Raw genomic sequence first — 22,717 nt, 5'->3', positions numbered from 1 at the left:
CCGGGACGCAGTGCCAAGCCGGGCCGCAGAGCCAAGCCGGGCCGCAGAGCCGGGCCGAACCGCGCCTCAGAGCCGCAGTGCCAGGCCGGGCCGGGTCAGAGCGGCCACGTCTCGATCTGCTCGTATCGGCCGTCCACGCTCTCCATCAGCGCGAAGGACGTCACCTCGAAAGTTTCACCGGCATAGCCCGCCAGCGCCTGACGCAGAGCCGCGTCCTGGTGATACGAGACCGTGAGATGCGGGTGGAACGGCCGGTCGTCGGTGGGGAAGCCGCCCAGCGTCAGCGCGTCCCGCACTCCGTCGCGCAGCTCACCGAGCCGCGCGAGGTCTCCGTCCACTCCGGCCCAGGCCACCGCTCCAAACCGTCCTCCACCGCTCAGACTCAGCGAGAAGGGCCCCGGCGTAGGCACCTCGGCGAGCAGTGCGGCCACAGGCTGGGGCGGCGCCTCACCGAGGAAGACAAGCGTGAGGTGCCACTTCTCGGCGGTGGTGAGGCGGGAACCCGAAGGCAGGGAAGCCCGCAGGGCGACAAGCGAAGAAGGCGGCGGAAGGACCGCGACGAACAGCCGGCTCAGGACGACTCGCGCGCCGCGGGACCGCCGCCGAACAGAACGTCATCCCAGCTCGGCAGGCGCTTGCGCGGCTTCGACTCGTCGGTTTCGGTGTTCTGCTGCTGGCCGCCCTGGCCCACCGTGCGACGGGGGCGCAGGACCGCGAGCGACGGCACGGCCGGCACCTCTTTGGGCAGGTCGGCGTCTTCGTCGAAGGCCGAGCCGGAACCGCCACCCATCAGCGCGGCGGCACCGCCGGCGACCGGGCGGCGCGGCGTCTCGGACGGGCCCGCGTCGAGGCTGCGGCCACCGGACGGGCTCAGCGGACGGTCGAGCGAGGCGAGCAGCGCGTCACGACCGGCGCGGATCGGGTCGCGGTTGGACCGTGACGGCGTCTCGGCGGCCGGCAGGCCATGGCCGCGGTCGGAGGAGCCCCCGCGGGACGAGCCGGGCAGGCCGTGGCCGCCCCGCTCGGTGAAGGAGGCGCGTTCCGGCGCCGGTTCCTGCCCGAGGATCTGGGTGGGACGCTCGGCGCACAGGTATTGGGCCATGTCGTCGTGCGGCGAGACGACCTGGCGTCCCTTGTCGAGGTCCCAGATGGCCTGGGCGGTCGCCTTGCCGGACGGCCAGGTGGCGACGATGCGCCAGGTGCCGTCCTCGCGGCGGAACGCGTCCCACGAGATTTTTTCGCTGTCGATGCCGTGCTGGGACAGGCGGCTGTCGACGACCTCGGCCAGCGGCTGGCCCGAGTCGGAGGTCTTGAGGCGGGTGCGGCGCGCGTGCTGGGCCAGCATGGCGCGTTCCTGCAGCACCGGGCCCGCGTAGCGCAGCACCCGGTCGACCGGCACGCCGGCGATGCGGGCGACGTCTTCAGCGGACTCGCCGGAGCGGATGCGGGCCTGGATGTCGCGCGGGGACAGCGACGGCTGGGCGTCGGGTGACATGACGGCGACCGCCGAACCCCCCGATGCCGGTTGTCCGTCGTGGGTGACCGCGCCGGTGACCCGGTCGTCGATGGGGAGAGCCAGGAGCCGGCCGACCTCGTCGGCGAGCACCATGGCCTGACCGTCCTCGGAGAGGGCGACGAAGCGTACCGGCCGCATGCGTTGCCTCCGTCCCGTCGCGTTGGCCTCGTGCTCCCGAGAGTCAGCCACCCGGGCGCGTTTCGGAACACGGTACGCGCCTTGGTCACCTAATGGAGGTAAGCCACGCCGTCGAAGTTCGCTGAGCTGCGATGATCTTGAAAATTCAAAGCCATCAACAGCACACGTACGGGTCGTCGAGTACCCAGAAGCATTAGGGCACAACCGGGCCTACACCGCGACCACCTGCAACTTCAGGCCGTCCGGCGAGCTGCGGCCGTGGTGGGTGGGCGCGCTGGATCAGAGACGCTCGGCGACGTAGTCGATGCACGCCGTGAGCGCGGTCACGTCGGAGGGCTCGATCGTGGGATAGAGCGCGATGCGCAACTGGTTGCGGCCGAGCTTGCGATAGGGCTCGGTGTCCACGATGTCGTTGGCCCGCAGCACCTTGGCCAGGACGGTGGCGTCGATCCCCACGAAGTCGACGGTGGCGACCGCGGACGAGCGCAGCGCGGGGTCGGTGACGAACGGGGTCGCGTACTCGGAACGCTCGGCCCAGCCGTAGATCGCGGCGGCGCCCTCGGCGCTGCGCTTCACGGCCCAGGGGAGGCCGCCCTGCGAATTCATCCAGTCGAGTTGCTCGGCGGCCAGGAACACCGTGGCCAGCGCGGGAGTGTTGTAGGTCTGCTCCAGGCGGGACTGTTCGATCGCGGTGACCAGGTCGAGGAACTGCGGGATGTAGCGGCCGCTCCGCTTGATCTCGAAGGCCCGCTCGATCGCGGCCGGGGACATCAGGGCCAGCCAGATGCCGCCGTCGGAGCCGAGCGCCTTCTGCGGGGCCAGGTAGTAGACGTCGGTCTCGCGCAGGTCGACGTCGAGGCTGCCGCCGCCGGAGGTCGCGTCGGTGAGCAGCAGGGCACCCTCGTCGGCGCCCGCCACCCGGCGGACGGGGACGGCGACGCCGGTCGAGGTCTCGTTCTGCACGGTGGCGTAGACGTCGACGCCGGCCTCGGCCGCGAGGTAGGCCGCCGAACCGCCGGGGGCGCGGTGCACGGTCGGGCCGGCGAGGAACGGCGCATCGGTGACGGCCTTGACGAACTTGGCCCCGAACTCGCCGAACTCGGCGAACTGCGCCCTCTCGCGGACGAGACCGAACGTCGCGACCTCCCAGAACGCGCTGGTGCCGCCGTTGGCCAGGACGACCTCGTAGCCCTCGGGCATGGCGAAGAACTCGGCCAGGCCGCGCCGCAGACGGGCGACCTGGTCTTTCACCGTCTTCTGCCGGTGGGACGTGCCGAGGAACGTGCGGGACACCGCGGCCAGCGACTCGACACCCTCGGGACGAACCTTGCTCGGGCCGGACCCGAAGCGTCCGTCGACGGGCTTGAGTGCGTCTGGGATGCGGATGTCAGTCACGGCTACACATTATGCGGAAGCACGTCCCAGCCCTCGACCTGCTGCGGCTTGCGGGGCGCGGCTCCCACATAGCGGACGCTCGGATGCACGACCCGGCCGAGACGCTTCTGTTCGAGCACGTGGGCGCTCCAGCCGGCCACCCGCGCGCAGGTGAACATCGAGCTGAACATGTGGCCCGGCACCTCGGCGAAGTCGAGCACCACGGCCGACCAGAACTCCACGTTGGTGGGCAGTGGCCGGTCGGGCTTGCGCGCGGCCAGCTCGGCCAGGGCGGCCCGCTCGAGTGCCACCGCCACCTCGTAGCGCGGGGCGGACAGCTCGCGGGCCGTGCGCCGCAGCACCCGGGCGCGCGGGTCTTCGCTGGTGCGGTAGAGCCGGTGGCCGAAGCCCATGAGCCGCTCGCCGCGGTCGAGGACGCCCTTCACGTACGCCTCGGCGTCGCCGCTGCGCTCGACGTCTTCGAGCATGGTCAGCACGCGGGAGGGGGCGCCGCCGTCGAGCGGGCCGGAGAGCGCGCCGATGCCCGAGGAGATGCAGGCGGCCACGTCGGCGCCGGTCGAGGCGACCACGCGGGTGGTGAGTGTGGAGGCGCTCATGCCGTGCTCGGCGGCGGAGATGAAGTAGGCGTCGACGGCCCGGACGTGGCGCGGGTCGGGCTCGCCCCGCCAGCGCCGCATGAACCGCTCGACGACCGTCTCGGCCTTGTCGATGTCTTTCTGGGGCACGGCCGGCAGGCCCAGCCCACGGGCGGCCTGGGCGACGAAGGAGAGCGCGGTGACCGAAACCCGGGCCAGGTCGCGCCGGGCCTGCTCGTCGTCGATGTCGAGGAGCTGGTTGAGTCCCCAGTAGGGCGCCAGCATCGCGACCGCCGACTGCACGTCGACCCGGATGTCGCCGGAGTGCACCGGCACCGGGAACGGCTCGGCGGGCGGTAGCCCCGGCCCGAACAGGCCGTCGACGAGCAGTCCCCAGACGTTGCCGAACGAGACCTGCCCGATCAGGTCCTCGATGTCGACGCCGCGGTATCGCAGCGCGCCACCGGCCTCGTCAGGCTCGGAGATCTCGGTCTCGAACGCGACCACGTCATCCAATTCCGCCACGATCCTCCCTGAGTGTTCCCACCCCGTGCTGTAGGTGTTTCATCTTGCTCGCCGGGTAACCGTCGGTCGACCCACCGCGATGTGCTCTCCGCGACACCCATCCTCACCGACCTGACGTGTGGCCCGAAGCGACTTACGGTCGTTGCGGCCGAAGATCGGCCGGACGAAGGAAGCAGGAGCCCTGGTGACAGTCGAACCACCGTCGCCCGCGAGCATGCGGCGCGACTACACCGCGCGCGGCGCGCTGCTCGAGACGGATCTCGCGGCGGACTGGCACACCCAGTTCGGGGCCTGGTTCGCCGACGCGGCCGCGTTCGGGCTGCCCGAGCCGAACGCGATGATCGTGGCGTCGGCGACCCCGGACGGGCGGCCCTCGGCGCGCACGGTCCTGCTCAAGGAGTACGACGAGCGTGGTTTCGTGTTTTACACCAACTATGCGTCACGCAAGGGCGGCGAGCTGGGCGGCAACCCGTACGCGAGCCTGGTCTTCCCGTGGTTCCCGATGCAACGGCAGGTGCTGGTGGGCGGGGCGGTGCAGCGGGTGAGCCGGGCCGAGACCGAGGCCTACTTCGCGTCGCGGCCGCGGGGCTCGCAGCTCGGGGCGTGGGCCAGTCCGCAGTCGTCGGTGCTGCCCGACCGGGATGCCGTCGAAGCCGGACTGGCCGCCGCTGAGCAGCGCTTCGCCGGCCGTCCGGTGACGGCGCCGGAGCACTGGGGCGGGTTCCGGGTGACGCCCGAGACGGTCGAGTTCTGGCAGGGGCGAAGCAACCGCTTGCACGATCGGCTGCGCTACCGCCGTACGGGGGAAGGCTCTTGGGTCGTCGAGAGGCTGGCGCCGTGAGCCAGGACTCGGTCGAATCCACCGAGAAGCTCGTCGAAGAGCGTGAACGCAAGTCCTGGGTGATCGACATCCGCCCGCTGCGGGTGAAGGCCTATCGGCGGATGTGGATCGGCAACGGCGTCGCGTTCTTCGGGTTCCAGTTCACCTCCGTGGCCGTGCCGGTCGAGATGTACGCGATCACGCACTCCTCGGCCTGGGTCGGCCTGCTCGGTATCGCCGGTCTGGTGCCGCTGCTGGTCTTCGGTCTGTGGGGCGGTGCCCTGGCCGACGTCGTCGACCGGCGCAAGCTGCTGCTGGCCAGCTCGATGCTGGCCTGGCTGGCGACCGCCGGGCTGCTGGTGCAGGCGCTGTTCAGCGTCAACAGCGGGTGGTTGCTGCTGGTGCTGACCGCGGTGCAGTCGGCCGGCTTCGCGATCAGCACGCCGACCCGGCAGGCGATCATCCCGCGGATCGTGCCGGGCGGCCTGGTTCCGGCCGCGAACACGCTGGCCTATACGACCACGACAGCCGGCGGCGTGCTCGGACCCTTGGCGGCCGGCCTGATCTTCGCGGTCGCCGGCTCGGGCACCGGCGTCACCGTCGCCTACCTGGTCGACGCGGTGCTCTTCACGATCTCGTTCTGGGCCACCTGGAAACTGCCCTCGATCCCGCCGGTCGAGCACGAGCCGGGCGCCCCCAAGCCCAGCGCGGGCCTGCGCGGCGTGGTGGACGGCCTGCGGTTCCTGGTCACCCAGCCGGTGCTGCTGCTCTCGTTCGCCGTCGACATCATCGCGATGGTCTTCGCCATGCCCCGGGCGCTCTTCCCCGAGGTGGCGGCCGACCGGTTCGGCGGGGACTGGGCGGTCGGCTGGCTGTTCGCCGCGATCGCGATCGGCTCGGTGGTCGGCGGCCTGACCTCGGGCTGGATCGGCCGGGTCAAGCGCCAGGGCGTCGCGCTGGTCATCGCCGTGGTGGCCTGGGGTGTGGCCATCGGGCTCTCCGGCCTGGCCCACAGTCTGTGGCTGATGGTGCTGCTGCTGGCCGTGGGCGGGGCGGCCGACCTGGTCAGCGCGGTCTACCGGCAGTCGATCCTGCAGGTCTACGCACCCGACCACCTGCGCGGCCGCCTGCAGGGGGTCTTCACGGTGGTGGTCGCCGGCGGCCCGCGCCTCGGCGACCTGCGCGCCGGCGGCACGGCGGAGCTCTCCTCGACGACCTTCTCGTGGGCGGGCGGAGGCTTCGCGGCCGCCGGACTCGCGGTCGTGCTGGCAGCGACGTTCCCGGCCCTGCTGCGATACCGGCCACCCGCGTCCCCCGTGGCTGACAACCCCGACGAGGCGAACCGATAATGTCCAAGCCATGACGAGTGTCGTTGCCGCGAAATCCGGCACCCAGTGGTCCATCGAGTCGGACGGGCAGAGCGCCGTCGTCGTGGAGGTCGGCGGCGTGCTGCGCGGCTATTCCGTCGGCGATGTCGCGGTGCTCGACGGTTTCGAGGCGGACGAGCTCTCCCCGGCCTCGGCCGGTCAGATCCTGGCGCCCTGGCCCAACCGCATCCGCGACGGTAAATACACGTTCGAGGGGCAGGACTACCAGCTCCCGCTGACCGAGCCGGCCAAGCACAACGCCATCCACGGCCTGGTCAACTGGAGTCGCTGGTCGCTGGTCGAGCAGACGCCGTCGTCGTTGACCCTCGAGGTCGAGGTGCCGGCCCAGATCGGCTACCCGTGGTGGCTGACCCTGCGTACGACGTGGTCGATCTCGGCCGCCGGGCTGCGCTGCGACCAGGAGGTCGTCAACAACTCGCCGTCGAACGCGCCCTGGGGCTACTCGGTCCACCCCTACCTGCAGCTTCCCGGTGTCGGCGTGAACGACACGGTGCTGCACGTGCCCGGCCGCACGCGCATCGTGGCCGACGGCCGGCTGCTGCCGATCGGGGCCTCCGCGGTCGCCGGCACCGACTACGACTTCACCGAGCCCCGCCGCATCGGTGACCTGGTGCTCGACACCAGCTTCGGCGAAATCACGCACGACGCCGACGGCATCACCGAGGTGACCATCGCCGACCCGTCCTCCGACCGCAAGATCGTGGTCTGGGCCGACGAGAAGTTCCGCTACTGGCAGGTCTTCACGGGCGACACCCTGCACGGCGAGCGGTTCCGCCGCTCGGTGGCGATCGAGCCGATGACCTGCCCGCCCGACTCGTTCCGCACCGGGCGCGACCTGATCGTGCTGGCGCCGGGCGAGCGCTGGACCGCCTCGTGGGGGATCAAGGCCTGATGGAGTTCGAGGAGGTCGTCCGTCGCCGGCGGATGATCCGCAGCTACGACCCGGACCGTCCGGTCGAGCCCGACCTGATCGACAAGATCGTCCGGCACGGTCTGCGGGCCCCCAGCGCCGGTTTCTCGCAGGGTTGGGGGTTCCTCGTGCTCACCGAGCAGAAGGACCGCGACCTCTACTGGAGCTCGACCACCGACGGCGACCTGGGCGACGCCAAGACCGACGAGGCGTGGAAGGGCGACTGGCTCACCCGCATGCGCACCGCGCCGGTGATCATCGTGGCCCTCTCCAACAAGTCGGCCTATCTGGAGCGTTACGCCCAGCCCGACAAGGGCTGGACCGACCGCAGCGAGTCGCACTGGCCGGTGCCCTACTGGGATATCGACACCGGCTTCGCCGCGCTGCTCATGCACCTGTCGGCGGTCAACGAGGAGCTGGCGTCCTGCTTCTTCGGCGTTCCGGTGCCGGCGGTGCAGACCTTCAAGGACGCCTTCGGGGTGCCGGAGCAATACACCCCGATCGGCACCCTGACGGTCGGCTATCGGGCACCGGACAAGAGGTCTCCGTCACTCAAGCGGGGGCACCGTCCGGTGGACGACGTGGTGCATCATGGCCGATGGACTGCGGCACCGGCGTGACGGACGCCGGGCTAGGCTGAGGGTTGACTGCGGTGTGATTCGGTTCTGCGCTGTTCGGCACAGGGAGGGGGAGCGGTGATCTTCAAGGCGGTCCGGGACGGTGCCCCGTATCCCGATCACCACACCACCCTGAAGGCCTGGGCCGAGATCCCGCCGCGGCCCATCCGGCTGGCCGACCTCATCACCACCAAGCGCGAGCTGGCCCTCGACAAGCTGCTGGCCGAAGACTCGACGTTCTACGGCGACCTCTTCCCGCACGTCGTGGAATATCAGGGCCACCTCTACCTCGAGGACGGTCTGCACCGCGCGCTGCGGGCCGCCCTGCAGCAGCGCAACCAGATTCACGCCCGCGTATTGGTCGTCGACAGCTAGGCCACCACGTTAAGTTGACTGACATGGCAGCTCCGCTGGATCTCCTCGACGTCGATACGTTGCTGTCCGACGAGGAGCGCGACATCCGCGCTCTCGTCCGCCGGGTGGCCGACGACCGCGTCCGCCCCCACGTGGCCGAGTGGTACGAGTCGGGCCACGTGCCGGTGCGCGAGCTGGCCCTCGAGTTCGGCAAGCTGGGCCTGCTCGGCATGCACCTGACCGGTTACGGCTGCGCCGGGGCGTCCGCGGTCTCCTACGGCCTGGCCTGCATGGAGCTCGAGGCGGCCGACTCCGGTGTGCGTTCGCTGGTCAGCGTGCAGGGCTCGCTCGCCATGTACGCGATCTGGCGCTTCGGCTCCGAGGAGCAGAAACAACGTTGGCTGCCGGGCATGGCGGCCGGCGAGCTGATCGGCTGCTTCGGCCTGACCGAGCCCGACCACGGTTCCGACCCGGCCAACATGGCCACCCGTGCCCGCCGCGACGGCGCCGACTGGGTGCTCGACGGCGGCAAGATGTGGATCACGAACGCGCCGCTGGCCGACGTGGCGGTGATCTGGGCCCGCACCGAGGAGGGCGTGGCCGGCTTCGCCGTGCCGACGGAAACGCCCGGCTTCTCGGCGCGCGAGATCAAGCACAAGATGTCGCTGCGCGCGTCGAGCACGGGCGAGATCAACCTCGATGGCGTCCGGCTTCCGGACAGTGCTCGGCTGCCTGAGGCGCGGGGGCTCAAGGCGCCGCTGTCGTGCCTGACCGAGGCCCGGTTCGGCATCATCTGGGGCTCGATGGGTGCGGCCCGGGACTGCCTCGAGGTCGCGCTCGACTATGCGGGCACCCGATCGCAGTTCGGCCGGCCGATCGCCGGGTTCCAGCTCACCCAGGCCAAGCTGGCCGACATGACGCTCGAGCTGCAGAAGGGCTTCCTGCTGGCGCTGCACCTGGGGCGGCTGCGCGAGTCGGCCGGGCACCTGCGGCCCGAGCAGGTCAGCGTGGGCAAGCTCAACAACGTGCGCGAGGCGATCGCGATCGCGCGGCAGTGCCGCACGATTCTCGGCGGCAACGGGATCAGTGGGGAATATCCCGTTATGCGCCATGCGAACAATTTGGAGAGTGTGCTCACCTACGAGGGCACTTCCGAGATCCATCAGCTGGTCATCGGCCAGAAGCTGACCGGACTCAACGCTTTCGCCTGAGCCGGCGCTGCAATTGTCGTACCCCCCTCGTACCTTGATGTCATGGCCAAGTCACCGGACGCCACTCCGGCACCCGCGCTCCCTGCCGCCGTCGAAGACCCGACGAGCGAATACCCGGCCGTGTCGAACGAGCCGCCGGCTGCCCCGGCGACTCCGGAGAAGCCTCGCGGCAGCGGCTTCGCCCGTCTGCTGATCTTCACCTTCTTCGTCTTCGCGCTGCTGGTCGCGACGTGTCTCGGCCTGCGCGCGGTAAACGTGCTGCCGAGCTTCGACAACCCGTTCGCCGACAAGACGACCGACCGCAGCCAGCCGGTGCTGCTGCAGTCGATGCGCGACCTCAGCCGCTACGTCGCGGCCGACGGCACCTTCCAGGTCATCGTCGACCTGCAGGAAAGCAAGGAGAACATCCCCGACTTCCTGGTCAACCGGCGCACGCTGTTCGTCGGCTCGGGCACGGTCGAGCAATACGTCGAGTTCGGCGGCCTGGCCGACAACGCGGTCAAGGTCGACAACGAAGCGATGACCGTGACGATCACGCTGCCGCCGCCGCAGCAGTCGAACGCGGCGCTCGACATGCAGAAGAGCTACGTCGTGGCCGAGGAGCGCGGCCTGTTCAACCGCATCGGCGACGCCTTCCGCAGCGACCCTGGCAAGCAGCAGCAGGTCTACGCCCTGGCCCAGCAGCGCATCACCGAGGCGGCCCGGGCCAGCGGGCTCGACGAGCGGGCCCGGCAGAACACCGAGCGCATGCTGCAGAGCCTGTTCACGCGCCTCGGCTACAGCACGGTCACGGTCACCTTCGACCAGCCGTAAGGAACCGGGCGCCGTCGGCCGCGGGGCGGGGCCGGCAGCGCCCGGTGGTCAACTGCCGGTTACTCGTTGGGGAGCAGGGCCCAGAGAATCAGGTAGAGCACGAACTGCGGGCCGGGCAGCAGGCAGGAGACGACGAAGATCAGTCGCATGATGCCGGGGGAGACGCCGAAGCGGCGGGCCAGGCCGGAGCAGACACCGGCGATCCAGCGGTCGTCCCGGGGGCGAGCGAGTCGGCGAGTCAAGGTCACGTCACTCCTTCATTGAAGGTTCCGGCGGTTTCGCCGGTTCCTCTTCGACGGTATGCACAGGGTGACCGTCTGCCCTCGGTCCGTAGGTGGAGATGGGCGGCTCGGCTCCCGTAAGGGTGACCCGTACCCCTAAGCCATTCGCTGTTAACCTGGGTCCCGTTTTCGGCCCCGGAGCAGACCCGCCCGGCAACGCCACTCGCGCCCTAGGAGGCAGCCGGTGACTCTCCGGTGACGCTGGCCGTTCTGACCAGCACCGGCAATACCCTCGAGCCCGCCGACGCAGCCCCTCTCGCCGAGGAGCTCACCGCCGCGCTGCGGGCGGCCGGCGCGACCGAGGTCGAACGCGGCCCGGCCGGCCTGCGCCACGTCGTCGAGCGCGCCGAGCAGTCCCACGAGCCCGTGCTGGTCGTCGCCGACAACCTGGTCGCCCATCCCAGCCTGCTCTGGATGCTGGCGACCGAGCCCGCCGGCCGCACCACCGCCCTGGTCGTCCCCGACCCGGCCGGTGATCTGAGCGACGACCGCGGCAAGGTGCTGCCCGCGACCGACGGACCCGGCACCGTGCGCTACGGCGGCGCGATCTGCGTCGCCCCCGCCGACCTGCCGGTGCTGGCCAAGGTCGCCGACCGCCCCGACGTGTTCGCCGCGCTGCTCGAGGCCGGTCTGGTGCCGGTCGCCACCCCGCTGCGGCTGTTGCGGGCCGAGCTGGTGCACGACGCCGCCGAGCTGGGCCGGGCCCGCGCCGAGGTCGCCGCCGTCGACGAAGACCGGGCCCGGCTGCGCATGGCCGTCAAGGAGAAGGACGACTTCTTCACGACCTACGCCGTCAGCACCTGGTCGCCGATCGTCACCAAGGCCTCCGCCCGGCTGCGCCTGACCCCGAGCGGCGTCACCGCGATCTCGGTGCTGTTCGCCGTGGCGGCCGCGCTCGCGTTCTGGCAGGCGTCCCGGCCCGCCATGATCGCCGGCGGCATCCTGCTCTACCTGGGCTTCGTGCTCGACTGCGTCGACGGTCAGCTCGCCCGCTACACGCGGCGGTTCGGCGCGTTCGGCGGCTGGCTCGACACGATGGCCGACCGCGCGAAGGAGTACGCGGCCTATGCCGGGCTCGCCGCGGGGGCCGAGCGCATCGGGTTGCCGTACGCCTGGCCTCTGGCCATCACCGCGATCGTGTTGCAGACCGTGCGGCACATGACCGACGCCTGGTACGGCGCGCTGCACGACGAGGCCGCCTCCCGTCCCCGTCCGCAGGCCGCGGGTGGGGTCGGCGCCCGGCTGAGCGCCGCCTCGACCCGCGTGCAGGGCGACACGGGCTCGGTGGCGTACTGGTTGAAGCGGATCGTGGTCTTCCCGATCGGTGAGCGGTGGGCGCTGCTCTCCGTGCTGGCGATCTTCACCAACGGGCGGATCGCGCTGGCCGGCACGGTCATCTGCGGGCTCGTCGCGTTCGCCTACACGCTGGCCCTGCGCTCGCTGCGGGCGCTGAGCATGCGCGTCGGCGTGCTCGACACGGTGGACACCTCGCGCTTCCGCGACGACGGCCTGCTGGTGCGCCGGGTGCTGAGCCGGGCCAAGCTGCCGGCGCCGCTCGCCTTCGCCGCTCTCGCCGCGGTCGCCGCGCTGGCCCTGGTGGTCGCCCTGCTCGCCGGCTGGGCCGAGCCGCCCGCGAAGATCTTGCTCGCGGTCGTGGCCCTGATCGTTCTCGGTGCGGGGCTGCCCGCCCGGTCGCGGCACGGCGGCCCGCTCGACTGGCTGATCCCGGCCTTCCTGCGCGCTGCCGAGTACCTGTTCGTGGCGGCCGTCGGCCTCTCCGGTCCGGCCCCGACGCCGGTGGTCTTCCTGCTCGTCTTCATGCTGACCCTGCACCACTACGACCTGGTGGCGCGCATGGAGAAGGGCGCTCCGGCCGGCCGGGCGACCGGGGACCCGCTCGGCTGGGACGGCCGCGTGGTGCTGCTGGCCGCGGCCGCGCTGGCCGGTGTTCCGACCGCCGGCATGGTGGTTCTGGCCGTCCTCGTCGGCGGCACCTTCCTGATCAACGCGATCGCCGACTGGCGGACAGGTGGCACCCGCCCGTGAAGCTCCTCAGCATCGTCCTGCCCGTCTACAAGGTAGAGGGCTACCTCCGGCAGTGCCTCGACTCGCTGCTGAGCCAGTCGTTCACCGACTTCGAGGTCGTCGCGGTCGACGACCGGTCGCCCGACCACAGCGGTGAGATCCTGGCCGAATACGCCGCCCGCGACCCCCGCGTACGGGTGGTGACCGCCCCCGAGAACCTGGGGCTGGGCCGTGCCCGCAACCTCGGTCTTGAGCACGCCACCGGCGAGTACGTGTGGTTCGTCGACTCCGACGACTGGCTGTCCGACGGTTCGCTGGCCGCCGTGGCCGAGCGGCTGCGGGCGACCGACGCCGACGTGCTGATCGTCGGCTGGGACCGGGTGCACTGGGACGGCCCGGTGCAGCCCGGCTCGGCCCGCAAGGTGTTCGCCGACGCGCCTGACGTCTTCTCGGTCGAGGAGTGGCCGCGCGTCCTCAACGTCCTGCACGTGGCCTGGAACAAGATCGTCCGGCGCGATTTTCTGCAGCGCCTCGGGTTCGTCTTCGAATCCGGGTGGTACGAGGACGTGTCGTTCACCTTCCCCGTGCTGCTCGCCGCCCCGCGGATCAGCACCCTGCCGCGCACCTGCGTGCACTACCGGCAGCGCCGTACGGGCGCGATCACCCGTACGGTCGGTGACCGTCACTTCGAGGTCTTCGACCACTGGGAGCACGCCCTCGCGCTCGCGGCCAAGTACGCGACGCCCAACGACGAGGTCCGCGGGCTGCTCTTCCGCCGCATGATCTGGCACTTCCTGCGGGTGCTGCGCCACGACACCCGGGTGCCGCGCAAGTCACGGGCCCGGTTCTTCCGGCGCATGACCGAGATGTACAAGCAGTACCTTCCGTCCGGCGGCTACCCGATGCCGGCCGGTGCCGAGGGCGTGCGCTACCGGTCGATCGCGCGTGGCTCGTACCGGTGGATGCGCCTGTTCGATTTCGCCCAGCGCAACGTGCGCAAGACCAAGCGGTCGGTACGCAAGACCGGCAAGGCGGTGCTGCGCCGGGCCCGGCAGGCGGCCGCTCATCTCTACTACCGGGCGCAGCTGCGCCTGCCGGTCGACCGGTCGCTCGCGCTCTACGCCGCTTACTGGTACCGCGGCGTGAGCTGCAACCCGGCCGCGATCGCGGCGAAGGCCGCCGAGATGGCCCCGCATGTGCGCCACGTCTGGGTCGTGAACGCGGCCCGGGCCGGCGCGCTGCCGCCGGGCACCGATCATGTGGTGGCGGGCTCGTTCGCCTATTACCGGGCCCTCGCGCGCGCCCGGTTCCTGGTGAACAACGTCAACTGGCCCAATCGGATGGTCAAGCGGCGCGGCACCACACACGTCATGACCCACCACGGCACCCCGCTGAAGAAGATGGGCGCCGACCAGGTGGACCACCCCGCGGCCGTGCGCGACGCCGACTTCAAGGGCCAGATGCGCCGGGCCGACCGCTGGAACTTCAGCGTCACGGCCAACGCGCACACGACGGTCGCGTGGGCCTCGGCCTACCCGTGCTCGTACGAGACGCTTGAGGTGGGCTACCCGCGCAACGACCGGCTGGCCGTCGCGTCGGCCGCCGACAGCGCCGCCGCCCGTGAGCGCCTGGGTCTGCCGCCCGGCCGGCGGGTCGTGCTCTATGTGCCGACCCATCGGGAGTGGCTGCCCGCCGGGCGCCACGTGCTCGACGCCGAGCGGCTGGCCGGCGCCCTCGGGCCCGACACGGTGCTGCTGGTCCGCGATCACTACTTCGCGGTTCCGGCCGACGCCGCGACCCCGGCGCCGATAGCCGACGGACGGGTCGTCGACGTCTCCGGTCACCCGGTGGTCGAGGATCTCTACCTGGCCGCCGACGTGCTGCTCACCGACTACTCGTCGGCGATGTTCGACTTCGCGGTGCTCGACCGGCCGATCGTGATCTTCGCGCCGGACTGGCCGGTCTACCGCGACATCCGTGGGACCTACTTCGACCTGCTCGCCGAGCCGCCGGGTGCGGTGGCCACCGATTACGCGACCCTGGTCGGGCTGTTCAGCGACGGCGGTTACGCGGATGGAGCGTCGACGGCGGCCCGCGCGGCGTTCCGGGCGCGTTTCTGCGCGCTCGACGACGGTCGTGCCGCGGAGAGGGTCGTACGCCGGGTCTTCTTGGACGGTAATCCGTAACTACTCGGTCACACAGCGCAAATGGCACGTTCACCCGATGGTGTGACATCGATACTCCTCGTCAAATTAGGGCCGATTGCCTGGCCGTAATGCGACCGGGATCACATTGAGGTTGCCCGGCAGGGGAGGTAGGCGGTGTCGACCGTCTCGCTCAAGGACGTCACCAAGGTGTGGCCCGACGGCACGATCGCCGTCGACCACGTCAACCTGGACGTGGACGACGGCGAGTTCCTGGTGCTGCTCGGCCCGTCCGGCTGCGGCAAGTCCACGGTCCTGCGGATGATCGCCGGCCTGGAGGACCCGTCCGAGGGCGACATCCTGCTCAACGGCGACCCGGTTCTCGAGCTGGCCCCTCGCGACCGCAGCATCGCCATGGTGTTCCAGGATTTCGCGCTCTATCCGCACATGACGGTCGGCGACAACATCGGCTTCCCGCTCAAGCTCTCGGGCATCGAGCCCGTCCCGCGCGGGGAGCGGATCGGCGACGTGGCCTCCGCTCTGGGCATCGGCGACGTGCTGCGCCGCAAGCCGAGCCAGCTCTCCGGCGGCCAGCGGCAGCGGGTCGCGATGGGCCGGGCCATCGTGCGGCGGCCGGGCCTGTTCCTGATGGACGAGCCGCTCTCCAACCTGGACAGCGGGTTGCGGGCCGAGCTGCGCACCGAGATCACCAGTCTGACCCGCGAGCTCGGCGTCACCACCATGTACGTGACCCATGACCAGGCCGAGGCGCTCACCATGGCCGACCGGGTCGCGATCATGCGCAAGGGCGTGCTTCAGGACGTCGGCACCCCCACCGAGGTGTACGGGCGGCCGGCGACCCTCTATGTGGCGGCGTTCCTCGGTGCGCCGCGGATGAACCTCCTCGAGGCCTCCGTCTTCGTGCACCTCGAGCGCTACATCGAGCTGAACTTCGGCGAGCAGGCGCTCTACCTGCCGTGGAACGACCTGCGGGCGCGGGCGGTGTCGCACTATCACGGCGAGCGGATCGTCGTCGGCATGCGAGCCGAGGCGCTCACCCCGGTCGCCCCGGACGTGCCGGGCGACGTGCTGCGCGGCCGCATCCGCCATCTCGAGCACCACGGGCACGAGTCGCTGGCGTTCCTCGACATCGGCGCCACGGCGATCGTCATCGACGAGATGGGCGGCCGGGAGCGCAGCGAGGTGACGCCCACGAACGGAGCGTTCAAGCGGATCGGCGGGGCCCTCCAACGGCTCACCGGCCGGTCGAACGGCTCGGTCGCCCAGCACCGCCGGCCCGAGCGGCAGAGCGTGCTGAACGACCCGGGGCGCCACCACCGGCGCCCGGCCGAGCTGGGGGTGCGGCTCGCGCCCTATCCGCCGGTCACGTCGGGGCACCCGCTCTCGGTCGCCGTGCGGATGGACGCGCTCCACTTCTTCGACGAACGCGGCGATCGCATCGACGTCGGTTGGCGCTGAGAGCGATACCGCTCCGCTTGCGTATCGACGGTACCGGCCCGTCCTCGCGAGTGGGCACTTCCCAAGCTGAATCGCAGACGCGTGGTGCCACTGAGGCGCCACACCGCGTAGGCTGCACGTCGGTGGAGGAGACAGTGAAGCAGGGGGTGCGGCCGGCTCCGGTTGCGGAGCCGGTGGAGTCCGGTGCCTCGCCGAGGGTCCTTGCCGAGCCGATCCCGACGAGCTCGGGCCGGCTGCTCGACCGTCTCTTCGGCCGCGACGACATCACGCTCGTGCGCCATGAGGTGTCGTCCCGGCTGTCCGCCGCCGGGCTCGCCGGTGACCGCCTGCACGGCTTCGTCCTCGCCGTCAACGAGGTCGTCACCAACGTTGTTCTGCACGCCGGCGGCAGCGGACGGCTGCTGCTCCGGGTCGCCGGGCCTTCCGCCTGGTGCACGGTGACCGACTCCGGCTCCGGCATCCCCGCGCGCTTCCTCACCGATCTCGAGGTGCCCGAGGCCTTCGAGGTGGGCGGCCGCGGCCTCTGGCTGGCCCAGCAGCTGTGCGACGAGGTCACCGTGGCGACCGGCCCGATCGGTACCACGGTCGGGTTGCGGATCTTGCTCGCCACGCCGGGCGACACCGCCCGGAAATAGGAGTTTGATCAGGGCGTAAACGCGCCGTTGAGACGTGAAGCCGCCCTTCCGGGGTCACGGGTGCCCGGGGGCGACTACATTGGGCGCGTGCTCGGACTACCTCCTCACGTAACAGCGTGCCTCTTCGATCTTGATGGCGTGCTCACGCAAACCGCTCTTGTGCACAATGCCGCGTGGAAGCAGACGTTCGACACCTTCCTCGAAGCGTGGTCGGTGCAGCACGGGCAAGCATTCGTGCCGTTCGACTCCGGCGCCGACTACCACCGATATGTCGACGGCCGCCCACGCGCCGATGGCGTTCGCACCTTCCTGGCCTCTCGGAACATCACCCTTCCCGAGGGCACCCCGGACGACGGTCCCGACCAGCAGACCGTGAACGGCATCGGCAACCGGAAGAACCTCCTCGTCCTTCAGAAGATCAAAGACGGCTACGTCCAGGTCTACGAGGGCTCGGTCGAATACCTGAAGGCCGCGAAGCAGGCGGGCCTGCGCCGGGCCGTCGTGTCGGCCAGCGCCAACTGCAAAGATGTCCTCGAAGCGGCGGGTATCGCGGACCTCATAGAGGTACGCGTGGACGGCGTCACCGCCCGTGAGGAAAACTTGCCAGGGAAACCTGCGCCCGACACGTTCCTCTACGCCGCCAAGCAGCTCGGTCTGCCGCCGGAAAGCTGTGCCGTCTACGAGGACGCCCAGGCCGGTGTCGCCGCCGGTCGCGCGGGCGGTTTCGGGATCGTCATCGGGGTGGACCGCGTGGGTCAGACCCAGGCCCTGCTGGACAACGGTGCCGACATCGTCGTCACCGACCTGTCCGAACTGCTGACGCGCTGAGCCCGTATCAGCGTTTATATCTTCAAGACTTTCCTCCTTTCAGATTTTTCCGAGAGGCACCACCGTGATCCGTGAACGGGCATATCCCGTCGACCCCTGGCACATCCGGGAGACTCGCCTCGACCTGGACTTGCTGGCCCAGTCCGAGTCGGTGTTCGCGCTGGCCAACGGGCATATCGGGATACGCGGAAACCTGGACGAGGGCGAGCCGCACGGTCTGCCGGGCACCTATCTGAACTCGTTCTACGAGCTTCGCCCGCTGCCGTACGCGGAGGCCGGCTACGGTTTCCCCGAGTCAGGCCAGACGATGGTCAACGTCACCAACGCCAAGCTCATGCGGCTGCTGGTCGACGATGAGCCGTTCGACGTGCGCTACGGCGAGTTGCGGTCGCACGAGCGGGTGCTCGACCTGCGGGCCGGCACGCTCGAGCGCAACGTCGAGTGGGTCTCGCCCTCCGGCCAGGCCATCCGGGTCCGCACCGTGCGCCTGGTCTCCTTCACCCAGCGTTCGGTCGTCGCTTTCCTGTACGAGGTCGAGGCGCTCGACGCCGCCACCCGCCTGATCCTGCAGTCTGAGCTGGTCGCCAACGAGCAGCTCCCGCCGATGAGCAAGGACCCGCGGGTCGCGGCCGTGCTCGACCACCCGCTGCAGTCGGAAGAGGTGCTCGAGCAGCGCACCGGCGGACTGCTGGTGCACCGCACCAAGGCCAGCGATCTGCGCATGGCCGCGGCGATGGAGCACCTGGTCGAGGCGTCCGGCAAGCACGCGGTGACCACCGAGGGCCACCCCGACTGGCTGCGTACGACCGTCGCCTGCAAGCTCGAGCCGGGGCAGAAGCTGCGCGTGGTCAAGCTGGCCGCGTACGGCTGGTCCAGCCACCGCTCGCTGCCCGCCGTGCGCGATCAGGTCGGCGCCGCGCTGGCCAGCGCCCGCCTGGACGGCTGGGAGGGCTTGGTCGAGGCTCAGCGCGACTACCTGGACGCCTTCTGGGACCACTCCGACGTACGCGTCGAGGGCGACCCCGAGGTGCAGCAGGCGGTCCGCTTCGGCCTCTTCCACACGTTGCAGGCCGGCGCCCGGGCCGAGCAGCGCCCGATCGGCTCCAAGGGCTTGTCCGGCCCGGGTTATGACGGTCACACGTTCTGGGACTCCGAGACGTTCGTGCTGCCGGCCCTGACCTACACCCAGCCGGCCGCGGCGGCCGACGTGCTGCGCTGGCGGCACTCGACGCTCGATCTGGCCCGGGAGCGGGCGCAGACGCTCGGCCTGCAGGGCGCCGCGTTCCCGTGGCGCACCATCCGCGGGCAGGAGTGCTCGGCCTACTGGCCGGCCGGCACGGCGGGCTTCCACATCGGCGCCGACATCGCCGACGCGGTCCGCCGCTACGTGCAGGCGACCGGCGACTACGACTTCGAGCGTGAGGTCGGCCTCGAGCTGCTGGTCGAGACCGCGCGGCTGTGGCGCTCGCTGGGTCACCACGACCGGCACGGGCGCTTCCACATCGACGGTGTGACCGGCCCGGACGAGTACACCGCGGTCGTCGACGACAACGTCTACACCAACCTGATGGCCCAGCTGAACATGATGACCGCGGCCGACGCGGCCAAGCGCCACCCCGACCTCGCCCGCAAGCTGGGCGTGGACGAGGAGGAGACGGCGAGCTGGCGGGACGCGGCGGCGTCGGTGCACATCCCGTTCGACAAGGAACTGGGCGTGCACCAGCAGTCCGAGGGCTTCACGCGGCTGCAGGAGTGGGACTTCGAGAACACCCCGCCCGAGGCCTACCCGCTGCTGCTGAACTACCCGTACTTCGATCTCTACCGCAAGCAGGTCATCAAGCAGGCCGACCTGGTCATGGCGATGTACGTGCGGGGCGACGCCTTCACCCCGGAGGAGAAGGCGCGCAACTTCGCCTACTACGACGCCCGGACCGTACGGGACTCGTCGTTGTCGGCGTGCGTTCAGGCGGTCCTCGCCGCCGAGACCGGCCACCTCGAGCTCGCGCACGACTATCTGGGCGAGGCCGCCCTGATGGACCTGCACGACCTGCACCAGAACTCGCGTGACGGCCTGCACATCGCCTCGCTGGCCGGCACCTGGATGTCGCTGGTCGGCGGCCTGGGCGGCATGCGCGACTTCAACGGGCATCTCTCGTTCGCGCCGCGTCTGCCCAGCCGTATCAACAACCTGGAGTTCTCGCTGCTATGGCGCGGGCTGCGGTTGCGGGTGAACGTGACCGCCGAGGAGGTCACCTACTCGCTGCGCAACGGTGGCGGCTCGGCCCGCCTGGTGCTCACGCACCACGGCAAGGAGGTCGAGGTCACCCAGGTCAAGCCGGTCACCGTGCCGATCCCGCCGCCGCTCCCGGTCGGTCCGGCGCCGACCCAGCCGGCCGGTCGCGCGCCGGTGCGGCGCGCTACGAGCTGATCAAGGCGCACGAAAAAGGCCCCGGGGCCAACCCGGGGCCTTTTTCGCGTAGTAGCGCGGTCAGAGCATCGACACGTGGACGTGATCGGTGTGCGCGCTCGGTCCGTGATAACTCTTCCAGCCGCTGGCCGGGAACCAGATCTGCTTGTTCCAGATGACGTAATAGATGCCGAGCTTGTCGGCGTTACGCACCAGGAATGCCATCAGGTTGTTGCCGTACTTACGCATGTCGTCGTTGTGCATGACCGCGAAGCCCTTTTTCTGCAACGACCAGTCGCAGGCCCGGCCCTTAGGGTGTTCGAACGGCCCGCCGTCGCGGTGACAGCCCACGAACCGGCTGAAGCCGGCCTTCTTCGTCTCTTTGTACATGTGCAGCGTGCGGGCCGTGATGCAACCACTTGTGGTGGGGTCGGTCACATTGCAACGCTCGGCCGAGAAGCCGCCGTCGGAATTGCGGGGCGCGGGGGCGGCCGGCGGTGACTTCGAGACGACCAGGCCCAGGGTCACGCTGCGGCCGCCGACCAGGGCGAGCGCCTTGTCGGCCGCCTCTTTCTGCTTCTTCATCGCGACGAGGCTGTTCTGTTGCTTCTTGACCTCGGCGTCGAGCGCGGCCTTCTTCGCGTTGACCTCGGCGATCGCCCGGTTCAGGTCGCCCAGCTTGCGGTCCTGAATGGTGTTGATCTCTTCGAGGGACACCGCCTTGGCCAGGAACTCGTTCGAGCCCTGGCTGCCGAGCAGGAAGCTGACCGTGCCCAGGTGGCCGGTGCGGTACTGCTGCGAGGCGATCGCGTTGACCTCGGGCATCAGCGCGAGGCGGCGTCCCTCGGCGACCTTGATCTCGGCCGCGAGCTTCTTCTGCGCCGTCGTCGATTTCGCCACGGCGGCCTTGGCCTGCACGAAACGGCGGTTCGACGATTCCAGCACGTCGTCGAGGAGGAGGTTCTTGTCGCCCGCCGTGGGGGCGGACTCGTCGGGGGCGGACGAGGATCCCTCATCCGGCTCGGCCATCGCCGGGGAGGCGGGTGAGGCAAGGAATGAAAGGGCCACGAGCGGCGCCAGGGCAAGGGTCAGCCACCGGCGGGGTCGTACGGTCAATGCAGTTCCTTCCGGTAAACCGCCGACCGGGTTAGCTGACGGGTTCGGGACGGAAGCGATCCCTACCGCTGTCGCGGATGCACCCCACTGACCTGGTTCCCCGGCTCGCCTCGCGGCGATTGGGCGGTGGCCTGCCGGCACCTCGGGGGCGGTGCCACGACGGCAGAACCGGCGGCCAGTTTACCCGAGAGTTCTGTTTGCTTCAGGCTCGACGAATGGGCAATTTCGTAATCGCGGGAACACTTTCCGTGATTTCCGTGACGGATTGTCGCTAGTGGAATGCGCAGCGTGCGATAACTGTCGATCATTCGATGTTGTGGGTATGGTCGGTGGCGGTCTCCACCCCCAGGGGGCCGCCGCCTAATTGTCGTGAGACAAGCCGGGGAACCAATCTTTCCCGGGGTGAATCCGCACAGCGGTAGGGATCACTTCCGTCCCGAACCCGTCAGCTAACTCGGTCGGCGGCCGACGGAAGGAACAGGTGTGCGGCACAAGACTGTCCCGCGACGGTCGGCGTTCTTCCTATCGCTGCTCGTCGCGATCTCCGGTCTCGCGCTGGCGGTGGGCTCTCCGGCCTCCGCGGCGCCCGGCGACAACGGCGACGACGGCGAAGGCGCCCCGAAGACGCTGATCCAGCAACTCGAAGCCGCCTCCAAGGGCTTCGTCGAGGCCAAGGAGGCGCTGGCCCGCTCCAAGACGCGGCAGGCCCAGCTCGCCGCGAAGGTCAAGGAGCTCGACGCGCAGGTCGCACCGCGGCAGGCCGCGATCGACGAGATCATCCAGCAGTCGTACCGGACCGGCCGGCTCGGACCGATGAGCGCACTGCTGGCGTCCAACTCGGCCGGTGGCTTCCTCGACCGGGCCGAGACGCTCGAGACCGTCGCGGTCAAGGAGAACGCCGCCGTCGCCAACCTCAAGGCGACCCGTGACCTGCAGCAACGCGCCAAGCTGGCGATCGACGCCGAGGTGCGCAACGAGCAGAAGCAGGTCACCGCGATGGCCAAGCGCAAGGTGCAGGCCGAGAGCGCGCTCAAAGCGGCCAACACCGGTGGCAACGCCGACGAGCCCAGCGACGGCGGTTCCAGCGCCAGTGCGAGTGCGGCGCCCCGTGGCTCGAACGGTTCGTTCCGCGACGAGAGCTGCTCGGTCGACGACCCCACCACCAAGTCGGGCTGCCTGACCCCGCGCACGCTGCACGCTCTGCAGGAGGCGCAGAAGGACGGCTTCAACCACTACGTGGCCTGCTTCCGCGAACAGAACAGCGGTGAGCACCCCAAGGGTCAGGCCTGTGACTTCGCGGCCGAGAAGAACGGCTTCGGCGGGGTCGCCTCGGGCGAGGACAAGGCCTACGGCAACCGCCTGGCCAACTACTTCATCAACAACGCGAGCCGGCTGGGCGTGCTCTACGTCATCTGGTTCGAGCGCATCTGGCTGCCGAGCAGCGGCTGGAAGGCGTACTCGCGGGGTAACGGTGATCCGTCCAGCGATCACACGAACCACGTGCACCTGTCGATGCGGTAGCCCACGAAAAAGGCCGGCC

20 protein-coding genes and 2 riboswitches are annotated in these 22,717 nt (G+C 70.1%); of the genes, 14 read left to right on the top strand and 6 right to left on the bottom strand.

Annotated elements, in window-relative coordinates; all coding sequences use genetic code 11:
• Window positions 1-95: 95 nt before the first annotated feature.
• From thpR to EER30_RS10125, 4 genes are all read right to left on the bottom strand, one after another.
• The gene (gene thpR, locus EER30_RS10140) at window positions 96-566 is read right to left on the bottom strand and encodes an RNA 2',3'-cyclic phosphodiesterase (protein ID WP_255436559.1); all 471 of its coding nucleotides are present in this window, start codon (window positions 564-566) and stop codon (window positions 96-98) included.
• Window positions 567-571: 5 nt separating this feature from the next.
• Window positions 572-1,654, bottom strand: coding sequence for a septation protein SepH (gene sepH, locus EER30_RS10135; RefSeq protein WP_127500061.1), 1,083 nt, complete (start codon window positions 1,652-1,654; stop codon window positions 572-574).
• A gap of 279 nt (window positions 1,655-1,933) precedes the next feature.
• Window positions 1,934-3,040: a phosphoserine transaminase gene (serC, locus tag EER30_RS10130; RefSeq protein WP_432417527.1), complete on the bottom strand. Its 1,107-nt coding sequence runs from the start codon at window positions 3,038-3,040 to the stop codon at window positions 1,934-1,936.
• Between the two features lie 11 nt (window positions 3,041-3,051).
• Complete coding sequence (locus EER30_RS10125; RefSeq protein ID WP_432417524.1) at window positions 3,052-4,149, bottom strand: citrate synthase 2; 1,098 nt, start codon at window positions 4,147-4,149, stop codon at window positions 3,052-3,054.
• A 214-nt stretch (window positions 4,150-4,363) separates the two neighbouring features.
• On the opposite strand from EER30_RS10125, the gene pdxH reads away from it, so the two are divergent.
• From pdxH to EER30_RS10090, 7 genes are all read left to right on the top strand, one after another.
• Window positions 4,364-4,990 (top strand): pyridoxamine 5'-phosphate oxidase, encoded by a 627-nt coding sequence (pdxH, locus tag EER30_RS10120; RefSeq protein WP_205650177.1) that lies wholly within the window; start codon window positions 4,364-4,366, stop codon window positions 4,988-4,990.
• Window positions 4,987-6,318, top strand: coding sequence for an MFS transporter (locus tag EER30_RS10115; RefSeq protein WP_127500057.1), 1,332 nt, complete (start codon window positions 4,987-4,989; stop codon window positions 6,316-6,318). Before pdxH ends, EER30_RS10115 begins: the two co-directional genes overlap by 4 nt.
• Before the next feature lie 10 nt (window positions 6,319-6,328).
• The gene (locus EER30_RS10110; protein WP_127500056.1) at window positions 6,329-7,249 is read left to right on the top strand and encodes an aldose 1-epimerase family protein; all 921 of its coding nucleotides are present in this window, start codon (window positions 6,329-6,331) and stop codon (window positions 7,247-7,249) included.
• Window positions 7,249-7,887, top strand: coding sequence for a nitroreductase family protein (locus EER30_RS10105; RefSeq protein WP_127500055.1), 639 nt, complete (start codon window positions 7,249-7,251; stop codon window positions 7,885-7,887). Before EER30_RS10110 ends, EER30_RS10105 begins: the two co-directional genes overlap by 1 nt.
• A 75-nt stretch (window positions 7,888-7,962) precedes the next feature.
• Window positions 7,963-8,259, top strand: coding sequence for a type II toxin-antitoxin system VapB family antitoxin (locus EER30_RS10100; protein WP_127500054.1), 297 nt, complete (start codon window positions 7,963-7,965; stop codon window positions 8,257-8,259).
• A gap of 23 nt (window positions 8,260-8,282) precedes the next feature.
• The gene (locus EER30_RS10095) at window positions 8,283-9,449 is read left to right on the top strand and encodes an acyl-CoA dehydrogenase family protein (RefSeq protein WP_127500053.1); all 1,167 of its coding nucleotides are present in this window, start codon (window positions 8,283-8,285) and stop codon (window positions 9,447-9,449) included.
• 42 nt (window positions 9,450-9,491) lie between these two features.
• Window positions 9,492-10,262 carry a DUF4230 domain-containing protein gene (locus tag EER30_RS10090; RefSeq protein WP_127500052.1) on the top strand — a complete coding sequence of 257 codons (771 nt, stop codon included), beginning with the start codon at window positions 9,492-9,494 and terminating at the stop codon, window positions 10,260-10,262.
• Between the two features lie 59 nt (window positions 10,263-10,321).
• On the opposite strand, the gene EER30_RS10085 is transcribed toward EER30_RS10090, so the two are convergent.
• Window positions 10,322-10,504, bottom strand: a complete 183-nt coding sequence (locus tag EER30_RS10085) for a PspC domain-containing protein (RefSeq protein ID WP_127500272.1) — start codon at window positions 10,502-10,504, stop codon at window positions 10,322-10,324.
• Between the two features lie 234 nt (window positions 10,505-10,738).
• On the opposite strand from EER30_RS10085, the gene EER30_RS10080 reads away from it, so the two are divergent.
• The 6 genes from EER30_RS10080 to EER30_RS10055 all read left to right on the top strand — a co-directional run bounded on the left by EER30_RS10080 (window position 10,739) and on the right by EER30_RS10055 (window position 20,082).
• The gene (locus EER30_RS10080; RefSeq protein WP_127500051.1) at window positions 10,739-12,589 is read left to right on the top strand and encodes a DUF5941 domain-containing protein; all 1,851 of its coding nucleotides are present in this window, start codon (window positions 10,739-10,741) and stop codon (window positions 12,587-12,589) included.
• Window positions 12,586-14,754 carry a bifunctional glycosyltransferase/CDP-glycerol:glycerophosphate glycerophosphotransferase gene (locus EER30_RS10075; protein ID WP_127500050.1) on the top strand — a complete coding sequence of 723 codons (2,169 nt, stop codon included), beginning with the start codon at window positions 12,586-12,588 and terminating at the stop codon, window positions 14,752-14,754. Before EER30_RS10080 ends, EER30_RS10075 begins: the two co-directional genes overlap by 4 nt.
• 135 nt (window positions 14,755-14,889) lie before the next feature.
• Window positions 14,890-16,191: an ABC transporter ATP-binding protein gene (locus EER30_RS10070; RefSeq protein WP_127500049.1), complete on the top strand. Its 1,302-nt coding sequence runs from the start codon at window positions 14,890-14,892 to the stop codon at window positions 16,189-16,191.
• A 122-nt stretch (window positions 16,192-16,313) separates the two neighbouring features.
• On the top strand, window positions 16,314-16,826 hold the full coding sequence (locus tag EER30_RS10065; protein ID WP_164842271.1) for an ATP-binding protein: 513 nt from the start codon (window positions 16,314-16,316) through the stop codon (window positions 16,824-16,826).
• A gap of 87 nt (window positions 16,827-16,913) precedes the next feature.
• A complete protein-coding gene (locus tag EER30_RS10060) occupies window positions 16,914-17,654 on the top strand; it encodes a beta-phosphoglucomutase family hydrolase (RefSeq protein ID WP_127500048.1) in 741 nt (246 codons plus the stop codon).
• A 64-nt stretch (window positions 17,655-17,718) separates the two neighbouring features.
• Window positions 17,719-20,082, top strand: coding sequence for a glycoside hydrolase family 65 protein (locus EER30_RS10055; RefSeq protein WP_127500047.1), 2,364 nt, complete (start codon window positions 17,719-17,721; stop codon window positions 20,080-20,082).
• Window positions 20,083-20,142: 60 nt separating this feature from the next.
• Here EER30_RS10055 and EER30_RS10050 read toward each other — a convergent pair whose 3' ends face one another.
• Entirely contained in the window at window positions 20,143-21,177 is a 1,035-nt protein-coding gene (locus EER30_RS10050) for a coiled-coil domain-containing protein (RefSeq protein WP_127500046.1), read from the bottom strand.
• A gap of 3 nt (window positions 21,178-21,180) precedes the next feature.
• Window positions 21,181-21,313, bottom strand: a riboswitch (cyclic di-AMP (ydaO/yuaA leader).
• Between the two features lie 211 nt (window positions 21,314-21,524).
• A riboswitch (cyclic di-AMP (ydaO/yuaA leader) is annotated at window positions 21,525-21,657 on the top strand.
• A 3-nt stretch (window positions 21,658-21,660) separates the two neighbouring features.
• On the opposite strand from EER30_RS10050, the gene EER30_RS10045 reads away from it, so the two are divergent.
• Window positions 21,661-22,698 (top strand): coiled-coil domain-containing protein, encoded by a 1,038-nt coding sequence (locus tag EER30_RS10045; protein WP_127500045.1) that lies wholly within the window; start codon window positions 21,661-21,663, stop codon window positions 22,696-22,698.
• The last annotated feature ends 19 nt before the right edge of the window (window positions 22,699-22,717 follow it).

It is taken from the genome of Actinoplanes solisilvae (genome assembly GCF_003999975.1).
GTDB lineage: Bacteria > Actinomycetota > Actinomycetes > Mycobacteriales > Micromonosporaceae > Actinoplanes > Actinoplanes solisilvae.
Note: the sequence above shows the minus strand (reverse complement) of the source record. Positions and strands in the feature narration are given on the sequence as shown.